The 14,465-nt window shown below is 69.7% G+C and carries 11 protein-coding genes and 1 tRNA gene; 11 read left to right on the plus strand and 1 reads right to left on the minus strand.

The annotated features are described in order from the left end of the window. The first annotated feature begins 65 nt into the window (after positions 1 to 65). The 10 genes from fdnG to HZ992_RS16040 all read left to right on the plus strand — a co-directional run bounded on the left by fdnG (position 66) and on the right by HZ992_RS16040 (position 10,643). On the plus strand, positions 66 to 3,206 hold the full coding sequence (fdnG, locus tag HZ992_RS15995) for a formate dehydrogenase-N subunit alpha (RefSeq protein WP_209382828.1): 3,141 nt from the start codon (positions 66 to 68) through the stop codon (positions 3,204 to 3,206). Between the two features lie 3 nt (positions 3,207 to 3,209). After that, a complete protein-coding gene (gene fdxH / locus HZ992_RS16000) occupies positions 3,210 to 4,085 on the plus strand; it encodes a formate dehydrogenase subunit beta (RefSeq protein WP_209382829.1) in 876 nt (291 codons plus the stop codon). Further along, positions 4,082 to 4,699, plus strand: a complete 618-nt coding sequence (locus tag HZ992_RS16005; protein WP_209382830.1) for a formate dehydrogenase subunit gamma — start codon at positions 4,082 to 4,084, stop codon at positions 4,697 to 4,699. Before fdxH ends, HZ992_RS16005 begins: the two co-directional genes overlap by 4 nt. 4 nt (positions 4,700 to 4,703) lie before the next feature. Continuing rightward, the gene (gene fdhE / locus HZ992_RS16010) at positions 4,704 to 5,726 is read left to right on the plus strand and encodes a formate dehydrogenase accessory protein FdhE (protein ID WP_209382831.1); all 1,023 of its coding nucleotides are present in this window, start codon (positions 4,704 to 4,706) and stop codon (positions 5,724 to 5,726) included. Beyond that, complete coding sequence (gene selA / locus HZ992_RS16015) at positions 5,726 to 7,168, plus strand: L-seryl-tRNA(Sec) selenium transferase (RefSeq protein ID WP_209382832.1); 1,443 nt, start codon at positions 5,726 to 5,728, stop codon at positions 7,166 to 7,168. The genes fdhE and selA overlap by 1 nt, the downstream gene beginning before the upstream one ends. Beyond that, positions 7,165 to 9,081 (plus strand): selenocysteine-specific translation elongation factor, encoded by a 1,917-nt coding sequence (selB, locus tag HZ992_RS16020; RefSeq protein ID WP_209382833.1) that lies wholly within the window; start codon positions 7,165 to 7,167, stop codon positions 9,079 to 9,081. The genes selA and selB overlap by 4 nt, the downstream gene beginning before the upstream one ends. Positions 9,082 to 9,088: 7 nt before the next feature. Further along, a tRNA-Sec gene (locus tag HZ992_RS16025) sits at positions 9,089 to 9,181 on the plus strand. Positions 9,182 to 9,217: 36 nt separating this feature from the next. Beyond that, entirely contained in the window at positions 9,218 to 9,652 is a 435-nt protein-coding gene (locus tag HZ992_RS16030) for a glycine cleavage system protein H (protein ID WP_209382834.1), read from the plus strand. Then, positions 9,649 to 10,044, plus strand: a complete 396-nt coding sequence (locus tag HZ992_RS16035; protein WP_209382835.1) for a DsrE family protein — start codon at positions 9,649 to 9,651, stop codon at positions 10,042 to 10,044. The genes HZ992_RS16030 and HZ992_RS16035 overlap by 4 nt, the downstream gene beginning before the upstream one ends. A 68-nt stretch (positions 10,045 to 10,112) precedes the next feature. Then, positions 10,113 to 10,643, plus strand: a complete 531-nt coding sequence (locus HZ992_RS16040; protein ID WP_209382836.1) for a DUF2478 domain-containing protein — start codon at positions 10,113 to 10,115, stop codon at positions 10,641 to 10,643. Between the two features lie 27 nt (positions 10,644 to 10,670). On the opposite strand, the gene HZ992_RS16045 is transcribed toward HZ992_RS16040, so the two are convergent. Beyond that, positions 10,671 to 12,620: a sigma-54-dependent Fis family transcriptional regulator gene (locus HZ992_RS16045; RefSeq protein WP_209382837.1), complete on the minus strand. Its 1,950-nt coding sequence runs from the start codon at positions 12,618 to 12,620 to the stop codon at positions 10,671 to 10,673. Positions 12,621 to 12,944: 324 nt separating this feature from the next. On the opposite strand from HZ992_RS16045, the gene HZ992_RS16050 reads away from it, so the two are divergent. Next, positions 12,945 to 14,465: an acetaldehyde dehydrogenase ExaC gene (locus HZ992_RS16050; protein ID WP_209382838.1), complete on the plus strand. Its 1,521-nt coding sequence runs from the start codon at positions 12,945 to 12,947 to the stop codon at positions 14,463 to 14,465.

The raw sequence follows: 14,465 nt of genomic DNA on the forward strand, positions 1-14,465 counted from the left end.
CGACCCAGCTCTGCCGTGACGCAGGCATGCATTTGTCGGGCCGAAAGCCCGCGGGAGAACGATCGATGGACATGAACCGGAGGCACTTCTTCCGGGTCAGCGGAGCGGGGCTGGTGGGATCCAGCCTCGTCGCGATGGGCTTCTCGCCCACCGCGGCACTCGCGCAAACGCGCAACTTCAAGCTGGCTCGAACCACCGAAACCCGCAGCACCTGCCCGTATTGCTCGGTGAGCTGCGGGCTGGTGATGTACACGCTGGGCGACAAGGCGAAGAACGTCAAGTCGACCATCATCCACGTCGAGGGCGACCCCGACCACCCGGTCAACCGCGGCACGCTGTGCCCAAAGGGTGCCGGCGTGATGGACATGATCCAGTCGCCCAACCGCGTCAAGCACCCGCAGGTGCGCGAGGCCGGTGCGAACGAGTGGAAGACGATCTCCTGGGACGAGGCGCTCACGCGTGTGGCCAAGCACCTGAAGGCCGACCGCGACGCCAACCTCGTCAAGACGGTCGAGAAGGACGGCAAGCAGATCACCGTGAACCGCTGGAACACCAGCGCCTTCCTGATCTCCTCCGCCTCGTCCAACGAATCCGGTTATCTGTCCGTAAAGGTCGCTCGCGGCCTGGGGATGGTCGCACTCGATACGCAAGCACGTATCTGACACGCGCCGACGGTGTCCAGTCTGGGCCCGACTTTCGGTCGCGGAGCGATGACCAACTCGTGGACTGATATCAAGAACACGGATCTCGTTCTCATCATGGGCGGCAATGCCGCCGAGGCGCACCCCTGCGGATTCAAGTGGGTGACCGAGGCGCAGCAGCAGCGCAAGGCCAAGCTGATCGTGGTGGACCCGCGCTTCACGCGCAGCGCCGCCGTGGCCGACTACTACGCGCCGATCCGCGTGGGGACCGACATCGCCTTCCTGGCCGGTGTCATCAACTACCTGCTGTCGAACGACAAGATCCACCTCGACTACGTCAAGCTGAACACCGACGCGAGCTTCCTGACCAAGCCGGACTACAAGTTCGACAACGGCTTCTTCAGCGGCTACGACGAGGCCAAGCGTTCGTACAACAAGGCCAGCTGGGGCTATCAGCTCGGTGAGGACGGCTTCGTCAAGGTCGACGAGACGCTGCAGGATCCGCTGTGCGTGTTCCAGCAGATGAAGAAGCACTATGCCCGGTACACGCCGGAGCTGGTCAGCCAGATCACCGGCACGCCGAAGGATCAGTTCCTGAAGGTGGCCGAGATGCTGGCGGCCACGTCGGCCACCGACAAGGTGATGACCATCTGCTACGCGCTGGGCTGGACACAGCACAGCGTGGGCTCGCAGAACATCCGCACCATGGCCATGATCCAGCTGCTGCTGGGCAACATGGGCCGCCCGGGCGGTGGGATCAACGCGCTGCGCGGCCACGCCAACGTGCAGGGCATCACCGACATGTGCGCCTACTCGGAAGTGATGTCGGGCTACCTGGCCTCGCCCACCGAGGCCGACGTTGACCGGGAGACCTTCCTGAAGGTCCGCACCGGCAAGCCGCTGCGCCCGGGGCAGATGGCCTTCACGCAGAACTTCCCGAAGTGGCACACCAGCCTGATGAAGGCCTACTACGGGAACGCGGCGACCAAGGAAAACGACTTCGGCTACGACTGGTACCCCAAGCGCGATGGCGCCTACGACATCCTGGCGATCTTCGAGCGCATGCACCAGGGCAAGGTCAACGGCTTCGTCGTGCAGGGCTTCAACCCGCTGGCCGCGGTGCCCAACAAGAAGAAGCTGTCGGCTGCGCTGTCCAAGCTGAAGTACCTGGTGGTGATGGATCCGCTGGAGACGGAGACGAGCGAGTTCTGGAAGAACTTCGGCCCGCTCAACGACGTCAAGCCGGAGGAGATCAAGACCGAGGTGTTCCGCTTCCCGACCAGCTGCTTCGCCGAGGAGACCGGCTCCTTCACCAACTCCAGCCGCGTCATCAGCTGGAAGGAGAAGGCCGTCGATCCGCCGGGAGAAGCCAAGGCCGACAGCGAGATCATGGCGCGCCTGTTCATGAAGCTGCGCGGCATGTACGCCAAGGAGGGCGGCACGCTGCCCGAACCGGTGGCTGCACTCGCCTGGCCCTACCTGAACGGCAACGCGCCGAGCCCGGCCGAGCTGCTGCGCGAGATCTCCGGCAAGGCGCTGGCCGACCTGATGCCGCCGCCGCCCGCGCCCAAGCTCGACGCCGCGGGCAAGCCGATCCCGGTGCCGCCGCCGGCGCCGGGCACGCCGCCGCCCACGCCGATCGTCAAGGCCGGCGAGCAGATCCCGGGCTTCGCGGTGCTGCGCGACGACGGCAGCACGGCTTGCGGCAACTGGATCTACGCCGGCTGCTGGAGCCAGACGGGCAACCTGACCGCACGGCGCGACAACAGCGACCCGACCGGCCTGGGCGTGTTCCCGAACTGGGGTTTCTCGTGGCCGGCGAACCGCCGCATCCTCTACAACCGCGCCAGCGCGGACAAGGACGGCAAGCCCTGGGATCCGAGCCGCAAGTACCTCGCCTGGAACGGCAGTTCCTGGGCCGGCGGAGCCGACGTGCCCGACATGCGGCCCGACGCCGCGCCGGAGCAGAACGTCGGCGCCTTCATCATGAACCCCGAAGGCGTGGCGCGGCTGCATGCGGTGGGCATGAACGAAGGCCCGTTCCCGGAGCACTACGAGCCCTTCGAGACGCCGGTGGGCGTGAACCTGATGTGCCCGAGCAATGCGAAGGCCGTCAGCAACCCCGCGGCGCGCGTCTACAAGGGCGACCTGGAGGCCTTCGGCAAGAAGGAGGAGTTCCCCTACGCGGCCACCACCTACCGCCTCACCGAGCACCTCCACTTCTGGACCAAGCACTCGAAGAGCAACGCGATCGTGCAACCCGCACCGTTCGTGGAGATCGGCGAGGAGCTGGCCAAGGAGAAGGGCATCAAGCAGGGCGACAAGGTCAAGGTGCGCAGCAACCGCGGCGAAGTGGTCGCGGCCTGCGTGGTCACCAAGCGCATGAAGGCGCTCGACGTCAACGGCAAGAAGGTGCACCACGTCGGCATCCCCATCCACTGGGGCTTCAAGGGCGTGACGCAGAACGGCTACCTGGCCAACGCATTGACCCCGTTCGTCGGCGACGCGAATTCGCAGACGCCGGAGTTCAAGGCGTTCCTCGTCAACATCGAGAAGGTGGGCTGAGCCATGTCGAGTCTGCAATCACAGGACATCGTGGCCCGCTCGGCCACCACCACGCCCAGCCCGCAGGTGCGCACCAACGCGCCGCAGGTTGCCAAGCTGATCGACGAGTCAAAGTGCATCGGCTGCAAGGCCTGCCAGGTCGCGTGCATGAACTGGAACGACCTGCGCGACGAGGTCGGCACCAACATCGGCGTCTACGACAACCCGAGCGACCTCACGCCGACCTCCTGGACGGTGATGAAGTTCTTCGAGGTCGAGCCGAAGGAAGGCAGCCTCGAGTGGCTGATCCGCAAGGACGGCTGCATGCACTGCGAGGACCCGGGCTGCCTGAAGGCCTGCCCGGCCCCCGGCGCGATCGTCAAGCTGTCCAACGGGATCGTCGACTTCATCTCCGAGAACTGCATCGGCTGCGGCTACTGCGTCAAGGGCTGCCCCTTCGACGTGCCGCGTATCAGCGCCAAGGACAACAAGGCCTACAAGTGCACCTTGTGTTCCGACCGCGTCGGCGTGGGCCTGGAGCCGGCGTGCGTGAAGACCTGCCCGACCGGCGCGATCGGCTTCGGCACCAAGGACGACATGGTCGCTTACGGTGAGAAGCGCGCCGGCGAGCTGAAGGAGCGTGGCTTCCAGAATGCGGGCCTGTACAACCCGCAAGGCGTGGGCGGCACGCATGTCATGTACGTGCTCAAGCATGCCGACCGGCCCGAGCTGGAAGACCTGCCGAAGAATCCGACGATCAGCCCGATGGTCTCGCTGTGGAAGGGCGTGGCCAAGCCGCTGGCCGTCGCCGGGATGATCGGCGCGGTGCTGGCGGGCTTCTTCCACTACATGAAGGTCGGTCCGGTCGAGGAGAAGACCAACGAGGAGGAAACGACATGAGTCTGCTGCAACGTTACAGCGACCGGGAGCGAATGAACCACTGGGTGATTGCGCTGCTGTTCGTGCTCACCGGCCTGTCGGGCCTGGCCTTCTTCCACCCGGCCTTCTACTTCTTCACCCACCTGTTCGGTGGCGGTCAGTGGGCGCGCATCCTGCACCCGTTCATGGGCGTGGTGATGTTCGTGTCCTTCCTCGGCCTGTTCTTCCGCCTGTGGCGCGACAACGTGATGAACGATGCCGACAAGGAATGGCGTGCCCACACCGGCGACATGCTGCGCGGCGACAAGAAGAAGATGCCGCCGGTGGGCAAGTACAACGCCGGGCAGAAGATGATGTTCTGGGTGACGGCGGGCAGCCTGCTCGTGATGCTGGTCACCGGCGTGATGTTCTGGCGCCCCTGGTTCGCGCCGATCTTCCCGATCGTCGTGCTGCGCGCCGCCGTGCTGCTGCACTCGGTGGCGGCGGTGGTGCTGATCCTGTCGACCATCGTGCACGTCTATGCGGCCATCTGGGTGAAGGGTTCGGTGCGCGCGATGACCCGCGGCACCGTCACCGATGCCTGGGCGCGCCAGCACCACATGCTGTGGCACCAGCAGATGACCCGGGGGAAATGAGCCGATGACGATGACTGCCACGGTGCGGGTGATGACACCCGAGGAGATCGCCGCCCGCGCCGGCGGCGACACCGCGTTCCTGCACGCACCCGTGCGCAGCACCGTGTTTGCCGAGCGCGCCATGCGGCTGCGCCAGCTCGCCCGCGGCCACGCCATGTGGGACTTCCTGCTCTTCATGGCCGATCTCGCGCAGGCGCAGCAGGACCGGCTCGAGGGCTTTCCCAGCGTGCCCCTGCCCGATGCCGACGCGCTGGACCGCGCGGCCCAGCGCGGCACGCCGCCGCTGGACGCCGCCGACTGGCCGCGCGATCCGATATGGCATGGCGTGGCCCGCGTGATCGCCTCCGACCTGCGCACCAGCGCGCCCGGCGGTGCGAAGGAGGCACTGGAGAAAGTGGCCGACGCGAGCGGCGACTGGTTCGAGCGTCAGGCCGACTGCCTGCTCACCGGCGTCATGGAAGGCCTGGACCTGGCGACCGCTCCGCTGGTGGCGGCTGCGCTGCAGGTCTACTGGACGCACTTGGCCACCACGCTGATGCAGCGCGGCGACGGCCGCGGCCAGCCCTTCGGCCGCATCGACGACGAGACCGCCTGCCCCTGCTGCGGCAGCCGGCCGGTGGCCAGCATCACGCGCAGCAGCGGCGAGTCGCTCGGCCAGCGTTACCTGCACTGCTCGCTGTGCAGCCTGCAGTGGCACATGGTGCGCATCAAGTGCCCGAACTGCCTGAGCACCAAGAGCCTCGCTTACCAGGCGCTCGACGCCGCCGACGCCAGCGGCGAAGCGTCCCAGCGCGTCGCCAACGCCGCACTGCAGGCCGAGACCTGCGACGACTGCGGCAGCTACCTGAAGATCATGCACACCGACCGCGACCCCTTCGTCGAGCCGGTGGCCGATGACCTGGCCAGCTTGACGCTGGACCTGCTCGTCTCCGAAGCCGGCTACCAGCGCCACGGCGTCAACCTGATGCTGCTGTTCGGCGCGCCCGACGCGCCGCCCGATCCACCTCCCGCGCAAGGGGGCGGCTGATGTCGCGGCCCGCCGAATCCGTGGTTCACGGTTCCAAGGCCAGCGCGAAGGACCTCCCCTCCGTCGACAGGCTGTTGCGCTCGCCCGCCGTGGCGGCGCTCGTCGCATCGCACGGCCACACGCTGGTGGCCGGGCAGGCGCGCGCGCTGCTCGACATGCTGCGCGTGCAGGCCCTCGCCAGCGCCCTTGACACGTCGGCCGTGCAGTCGGACGCGCTGCACGCCGCGCTGGCCGCGCGCATCGCGCAGCGGCTGGCTCCGCGCATGCGCCGCGTGCTCAACCTCACCGGCACGGTGATCCACACCAACCTCGGCCGCGCGCTGCTGTCCGACAGCGCCCTGCAGCACCTGCTGGCGATGATGGCCGGGCCGAACAATCTCGAGTACGACCTCGATTCCGGCGGGCGCGGCGACCGCGACGGCATCGTCGAGGAGCTGCTGTGCACTATCACCGGCGCGCAGGCGGCCACGGTGGTGAACAACAACGCCGCGGCGGTGCTTCTGAGCATCGCCGCCATGGCGCGCGGCAGGGAAGTCATCGTCTCGCGCGGCGAGCTGGTCGAGATCGGCGGCGCCTTTCGCATGCCCGACGTGATGGCCTCAGCCGGCGCCACGCTGGTGGAGGTGGGCACCACCAACCGCACCCACCCGGCCGACTACGAACGCGCCATCGGCGAGCGCACGGCGCTGGTGATGAAGGTGCACACCAGCAACTACGCGGTGCAGGGTTTCACCGCCGCGGTCGACGAGGCCACGCTGGCCGGCATCGCGCACGGCAAGGGCGTGCCGCTGGCCACGGATCTCGGCAGCGGCTCGCTGGTCGACCTGGCCGCCTACGGCTTGCCACGCGAGCCGCTGCCGCAGGAGATGCTCGCCGCCGGCTGCGACGTCGTCACCTTCAGCGGCGACAAGCTGCTCGGCGGGCCGCAAGCCGGCCTGATCGTCGGCACGAAGGAGGCGATCGGCCGCATCCGCAAGTTCCCGATGAAGCGCGCGCTGCGCATGAGCAAGCTGCCGCTGGCGGCGCTGGAGGCCACGCTGATGCTCTACCTGCGCCCCGAGCGGCTGGCGCAGGACCTGCCCACGCTGCGCCTGCTGACGCGGCCCGCCGCGCAGATCCGCGCGTTCGCGCAGCAGCTCGCGCCGGCCGTCGCCGAGGCCGTGGTGCCACGCTTCATGGTCGAAGTGGCCGACATGCAGGGCCAGATCGGCTCCGGCTCGCTGCCGGTCGAGCGGCTGCCCTCGGCCGGCCTGGCCATCGCGCCGCTTCAGAAGAAGGGGGCGGGCCGAGCCCTCGACGAACTCGCCGACGCGCTGCGCGCGCTGCCCCTGCCCGTCATCGGCCGGGTGTCCGATGACCGGCTGCTGCTCGACCTGCGTTGCCTCGAGGACAGTGCACCCTTCGTGGCACAGCTGCCACTGCTGAAGGAGCGGCTGCAGTGATCGTCGGCACCGCAGGCCACATCGACCACGGCAAGACCACGCTGGTGAGAGCACTCACCGGCGTGGACACCGACCGCCTGCCGGAGGAGAAGAAGCGCGGCATCAGCATCGAGCTGGGCTACGCTTTCCTCGACGTGCCGGCGTCGGATCAGCGCATCGGCTTCGTCGACGTGCCGGGCCATGAGCGACTCGTGCACACCATGCTCGCCGGTGCCACCGGCATCGACTTCGCGCTGCTGCTGGTGGCCGCCGACGACGGCGTGATGCCGCAGACGCGCGAGCACCTCGCGGTGCTGTCGCTGCTGGGCATGGCCCGCGGCGCGGTGGTGGTGACCAAGGCCGACCGCGTGGACACGCAGCGTGTGCAGGCGGTGCGCGACGAAGCCGCTGCGCTGCTCGCGGGCACGCCGCTGGCCGGCGCGCCGGTGCTGGCCGTCTCGGCGCACAGCGGCGAGGGCCTGCCGGCGCTGAAGGCGCTGCTGCTCGACGCCGCGCGCGGCGCGCCGCGCACCGTCGATCCGGCGCAGGCCTTCCGGCTGGCCGTCGACCGCGTCTTCACGCTCGACGGCGTGGGTACCGTGGCCACCGGCACTGTGCACGCCGGCACGGTGCGCGTCGGCGACACGCTGCGCCTCGTGCCCGGCGAACGCGAGGCGCGCGTGCGCAGCCTGCATGCGCAGAACCAGGCGGTGGCGCAATCGTGCGCCGGGCAGCGCTGCGCCGTGGCCCTGGCCGGCGTGGCCAAGGACGAGGTTTCGCGGGGCCAGTGGCTGGTGAACCCGGCCGCCGCGCTGGCCACCGATCGCTTCGACGTGGCCCTGACGCTGTGGCACGGCGAGGCGAAGCCGCTGCGCGGCGGCACGCCGGTGCACGTGCACCTGGGCGCAGCCGGTGTGCCCGGCACGGTGGCGGTACTCGATGGCGACACGCTCGTTCCGGATGCGAGCGGCCGCGTGCAGCTCGTGCTGCGCACGCCGATCGGCGCCTGGTTTGGCGACCGCGTCGTGCTGCGCGATGCCTCCGCCAGCCGCACGCTGGCCGGCGGCGCGGTGCTCGATCCGTTCGCGCCGCAACGCTACCGACGCACCCCGCAGCGCCTGGCCGAGCTCGACGCGCTCGCTCTGCCCGAGCCCGCCGAACGGCTGGCCGCCTGCCTCGCCAGTGCACCGCACGGCATCGAGCTGCGCCGCTTCGCCGCAGCCCAGGGACGCGAGACCGCGCTCGAGGTGCCGGCTGCGCTGCGCCACACCGATGCCCAGGGTGACTGGGCGCTCGGCGCCGCGCAAGCCGCGGCAGCGCGCGAGGCGCTGCTGGCCGCACTCGCGGCCTACCACGCGAAACAGCCCGACGAGATCGGCCCCGACGCCTCGCGCCTGCGCCGGCTCGCCGCACCGCGCCTGCCCGAGCCGCTGTGGCGCGCGCTGCTCGACACGATGCGCCGCGATGGCGTGCTGGCCTTGCGTGGCGCCTTCGTGCACCTGCCCGAGCATGGCGTGCGCCTGTCGGCCAGCGAGGAGCGCATCGCGCAGAAGGCGGCGCCGCAGCTCGCGCGGGCCGGTTTCGAGGGTGCCTGGGCGCGCGACCTGGCGCGCGACTTCAGCGAGCCCGAGCCGCTGATGCGCACCACGCTCGCGCGCCTGGCGCAGCGCGGCGAGTTGCACCAGGTGGTCAAGGACCTCTATTACCCGCTGGCCACGATGGCGAAGCTGGCGGCCATTGCCCGGCAGGTGGCGGCTGCCGAAGGCACCCAGCAGGTCAATGCGGCATCGTTCCGCGATGCCACGGGGCTGGGGCGCAAGCGCGCCATCCAGATCCTCGAATACTTCGATCGCGTCGGCCTGCTGCGCCGCGTGGGCGACGTGCACAAGCTGCGAACCGACTCGACGCTGTTCGTCGAGGAGGTGATGCGATGAGATCAACGGAGGGGAAACGATCCTGGTGGATCGGCCGGGCTTCAAACCCGGTGGGTGGCGCCATGCGCTGCCGGGCGGGTTCGACTCCCGTTCCCCTCCGCCGTCGGCCATTCATTCGGCTGCTGCGCCTGACATCATGAACGTTGCGGGACTCGAGTTTCCGGACGAGCTGCACTACCTGGTCGAACACCAGGTCTGGGCGCGGCTCGCGGGCGACGGCACGGCGACGGTCGGCATCACCGCGCTGGGCATCGCGCAGGCTGGCGAGATCTACATGTGCCGGCCGAAGTGGCCGGGCTCGCTGGTCGAGCAGGGCCACTCGATCGCGGTGGTGGAGCTGGCCAAGTCCATCGTTTCGGTGAAGTCGCCGGTGCGCGGCACGGTGGTCAGCGTCAACGAGGCCTTGGCCGCGACGCCAGAGCTCGTGCATCGCGACCCCTACGGCGAGGGCTGGCTGGCCCGCGTGCAGCTCTTCGACTTCGAGGCCGATCGCGCCGTTCTGCTGCACGGTGAGCCGGTGGCAGCAGCGATGGCGCACCATGCCTGGCTAAGCCGGATGGACGAAACATGAGCTTCGTCGAACACCCGGCCGAGGGCATCGCGATCCTGCTCTGGGCCGCCGACCCGGACGCACCGCACCGCCTGGCCACGCCCTTCTTCCATGCCGCCGCCGCGGCGGCGATGGACTTGCCGGTGGAGATCTACTTCACCGCGCGCAGCGTGCGCCTGCTGATGCCCGGCGTGGCCGCGTCGCTGCGCGCCAGCGAGCGCCACGGCAAGACCGTGCTCGACGCGATGCGCGAGGCGGCCGCCCACGGCGCGCGCCTGCTCGCCTGCAGCGACGCCCTCGAGGCGAATGGCATCGATGCCGCCACGCTGATCCCCGAGTGCCATGGCCGCGGCGGGGCGGTGCAGTTCATGGCCCGTGCCGCCGACCTGCGCTGGCGCACACTGGTGTTCTAGGCATCTGCCCGGCGCAAGCTGCCGCGTGCAGAATGGCTGCCTGGGCTTTCGCCCCAAGAGCAGTGAACATGAACGATGACACCTCCCCGAGCCTGCGGGCCGCGGCGATCCTCGACGACGGCAGCGGCGACGCCGAAGCACTGCTGGTATCGATCGTGAACCAGCAGCAACGCGCCGGGCGACGCGTGCGCGGCCTGCTGATGACGAATCCGGTCGGGGCGAAGAACTGCGCCACCGCGATGGTGCTGGTCGACGTGCAGACCGCCGAGGAGTACCTCGTCTCGCAAGCCCTGGGCGCCGATTCGCAGGCCTGCCGTGCCGACCCGCAGGGCTTCGCACGCGCCAGCACCGTGCTGCGCCGAGCCGCCGACGAGCAGCCGGACCTGGTCGTCAGCAACCGCTTCGGCGGCCTCGAAGTGGGCGGCGGCGGTTTCTGCGACGAGCTGCTCGAACTGATGTCGCGCGACGTGCCCGTGCTCACGGTGGTGTCGTCGCGGCACGTGCAGGCCTGGCAGCAGTTCACCGGTGGCGCGACGGTGATGCCGGCGCAGCCGCAGGCCCTCGAACGCTGGCTCGCCGAGACCATGACGACGGCCTGATGCGCGGCCGACGCAGGCCTGCAGAACTCAGCGCAGGCCCATCTCGTCCAGCTTGCGGTACAAGGTATTGCGGCTGATGCCCAGGCGCCGCGCCGCCTCCGACAGGTTGCCCGCGCAGGTCTGCACGATCTGCCGCACGGTGCGCTCCGACTGCAGGCGCAGGTCGGCCAGCTCGTCGATCACGGCGCGCGGCGCGGCCGTGGCGCGCAGGTCGGCCGCCAGGTCGTCGGGCAGGTGCGGCCAGCCGATCTCGGCGTCGCTGTCGTCGAGCAGCGCGCAGGCCGTCTGCAGCGCGTTGTGCAGCTGGCGCAGGTTGCCCGGCCAGCGGTAGGCCGACACCGCCTGCACCACGTCGGGGGCGAGTTGCAGCTCGCGGCCGGGCAGGATCTCGTGCAGCAGCCGCGCGATCAGCGCGAGCTTGTCCTGGCGATCGCGCAAGGGCGGCATCTCGAGCGTCAGGCCGTTGAGGCGGTAGTAGAGGTCTTCGCGAAAGCGCCCGGCATCCATCTCGGCGCGCAGCGTGCGGTGCGTCGCGCAGACGAGGCGGAAGTCCACCGCCACCGGCTTGCCGCCGCCCAGCGGCGTGACCTGCCGGTCCTGCAGCACGCGCAGCAGCCGCGCCTGCAGCGGCATCGGCATGTCGCCGATCTCGTCGAGGAGCAGCGTGCCGCCGTGCGATTCGCGGATGCGGCCCGGCGCGCCGTCGCGGCTGGCACCGGTGAAGGCGCCGGGGCGGTAGCCGAACAACTCGGCTTCGATCAGCGTTTCGGGCAAGGCCGCGCAGTTGACCGCCACGAAGGGCCCGTCGCGGCGTGCGCTGCAGGCGTGCACGGCGCGCGCGAACACCTCCTTGCCAGCACCCGACTCGCCGTGCAGCAGCAGCGAGATCGGCTTGTCGAGCACGCGCCGCGCGCGGTCCACCGCGGCGTGCATGGCCGGGTCGCCGCTGTCCAGCGCGGCGAGGGCATCGGCTCTCGGAGCGCCACCGGGCTCTGCCGCGACACGCACGGCGGCACGCACCGGCTGCGTCGCCAGCACCGCGCGGCCGGCCTCGGCGCGCAGCCACAGCACGCTGCCATCGAGGCGGCGCACGGTGTGCGGCGCCTGGCCGCTCAGCCGCGCCCAGGCCCACAGCGTGGCCATGTCGAGTTGCAGCGCGTGTTCGATGGTGCGCGCGCCGATGTCGGCGCAGTCCAGCCCGAGCATGGCCAGGGCCGAGGCGTCGGCCCCGGTGATCCAGCCATCCTCGGACAGCGCGAGCAGGCCTTCGGTGACCGTGCCGATGCCCTCGGGCTGCGCGTGCAGGCGCAGGCGCAGGCTGCCGCCATGGCGGGTGTCGAACAGGCGGTGCTCGATCATGCGCGCCGCCGAGCGCACCAGCGCGAGCGTGTGGCGGTGGTAGCCGCGGTGATCGCCAGAGATGTCGAGCACGCCCAGCACGCGGCCGCAGGGGTCGATGATCGGCGCAGCGGTGCAGGTCAGGAAGCCGTTGCGCTCGAGGTAGTGTTCGCTCGCGTGCACCACCACCGGCGAGGCGTCGGCCAGCGCGGTGCCGATGGCGTTGGTGCCTCGCCATTGTTCGTGCCAGCTCGCACCCGGCCGCAGCGCAACGCGCTGCGCGCGGTCGACGAAGCTCGCGTCGCCCAGCGCCTGCAGCAGCATGCCCTGCGCGTCGGCGAGGATGACCATGCTGTCGTTGTCGCGCGTCTGATCGAACAGGTATTCCATCACCGGCCGTGCATGCGAGACCAGTTCGCGCTGGTGCTCCAGCGCGCGCACGAGTTGCGGCGCCGAGGCGTGCGGCGCGCCGAGCATGCGTCCGGTGGGGGCCAGGCCGAACTCCCGGCTGCGGTGCCAGCTGCGCTGCAAGCCGGGCTCGATCAGGCCGCTGCCGAGCTCGCCGTGCTCGAGCAGCTGGCGGCGTGCTTCGCGCAGGCGTGCGGCAGGGGTGCGGGTGGCAAGGGCATGGTGGTTCATCGTGTCTCCTGGTCGGGCTTCTGGCGAGCCCTGGCGTGACTTCCACGCAAGGATCGAGCCTAGCGTCGGGCGCCGGCGGCGCAAGCGATTCAGCAGCTTTGCGGGCCTCGACTGTCCCGCTTCGTGACAGCTGTTCAGCACGACACGGCGTGGGCACAGTCTGGCGGGCCGGCCTGACCCGGTTCTTGCGCGAGATCAGCTCTTCCCCGCTCGAACCGCGCTGGCACGCCGCGTGCGATGCGGCCCACCCGATTCCGCGCGGCATCCGGATTGCGCGGTTCACGGCTCGAAACATCCCACCCACCATCCGGACGGAGACACGACATGATCTACGCACAACCGAACAGCCCGGGCGCACCGCTCGAATTCAAGGCCGCCTACGACAACTTCATTGGCGGCAAGTTCGTCAAGCCGCTGAAGGGCCAGTACTTCGACGTCATCACGCCGATCAGCGGCAAGGTCTACACCAAGGCCGCGCGCTCGGGCGCGGAAGACATCGAACTGGCGCTGGACGCCGCACACGCCGCCACCGCGAAATGGGCGGCCACCTCGGCCGGCGAGCGCGCCAACATCCTGCTGAAGATCGCCGACCGCATCGAGCAGAACCTCGAGCGCCTGGCCTACGCCGAGACGGTGGACAACGGCAAGCCGATCCGCGAGACGCTGAACGCCGACATCCCGCTGGCGGCCGACCACTTCCGCTACTTCGCCGGCTGCCTGCGCGCGCAGGAAGGCGCGCTCAGCGAGATCGATCACAACACCATCGCCTACCACTTCCACGAGCCACTGGGCGTGGTCGGCCAGATCATCCCGTGGAACTTCCCGATCCTGATGGCGGCCTGGAAGCTCGCGCCGGCGCTGGGCGCGGGCAACTGCGTGGTGCTCAAGCCGGCCGAGAGCACGCCGGTGAGCATCCTCGTGCTGACCGAGCTGATCGCCGACCTGCTGCCGCCGGGGGTGCTCAACGTCGTCAACGGCTTCGGCCGCGAGGCCGGCATGCCGCTGGCGCAGAGCAAGCGCATCGCCAAGATCGCCTTCACCGGCTCCACCGCCACCGGCCGCGTGATCGCGCAGGCCGCGGCCACCAACCTGATCCCGGCCACGCTGGAGCTCGGCGGCAAGAGCCCGAACGTGTTCTTCGACGACGTCGCCGCAGAAGACGACGCCTTCCTCGACAAGGCCATCGAGGGCCTGGTGCTGTTCGCCTTCAACCAGGGCGAAGTGTGCACCTGCCCGAGCCGCGCGCTGATCCAGGAATCGATCTACGACAAGTTCATGGCGCGTGCGCTGGACCGCGTGCGCGCGATCAAGCAGGGCAGCCCGCTGGACACCGAGACGATGATGGGCGCGCAGGCGTCGGCCATGCAGATGGACAAGATCCTGTCCTACCTCGAGGTGGGCAAGCAGGAAGGCGCGCAGTTGCTGATCGGCGGCGAGCGTGCGCAGATGAGCGGCGATCTGGCCGGCGGCTACTACATCCAGCCGACCCTGTTCAAGGGCAACAACTCGATGCGCATCTTCCGCGAGGAGATCTTCGGGCCGGTGCTGGCGGTGACCACCTTCAAGACCGAGGCCGAGGCGCTGGCCATCGCCAACGACACGCCCTATGGCCTGGGCGCCGGCGTGTGGACACGCGACGGCAGCCGTGCCTTCCGCATGGGCCGCGGCATCCAGGCCGGCCGCGTGTGGACCAACTGCTACCACGCCTACCCGGCGCACGCGGCCTTCGGTGGCTACAAGGAATCGGGCATCGGCCGCGAGACGCACAAGGCCATGCTCGACCACTACCAGCAGACGAAGAACCTGCTGGTGAGCTACTCGCCGAACAAGCTCGGCTTCTTCTGA

The sequence above is a fragment of the Rhizobacter sp. AJA081-3 genome, from assembly GCF_017795745.1.
Lineage (GTDB): Bacteria > Pseudomonadota > Gammaproteobacteria > Burkholderiales > Burkholderiaceae_C > Piscinibacter.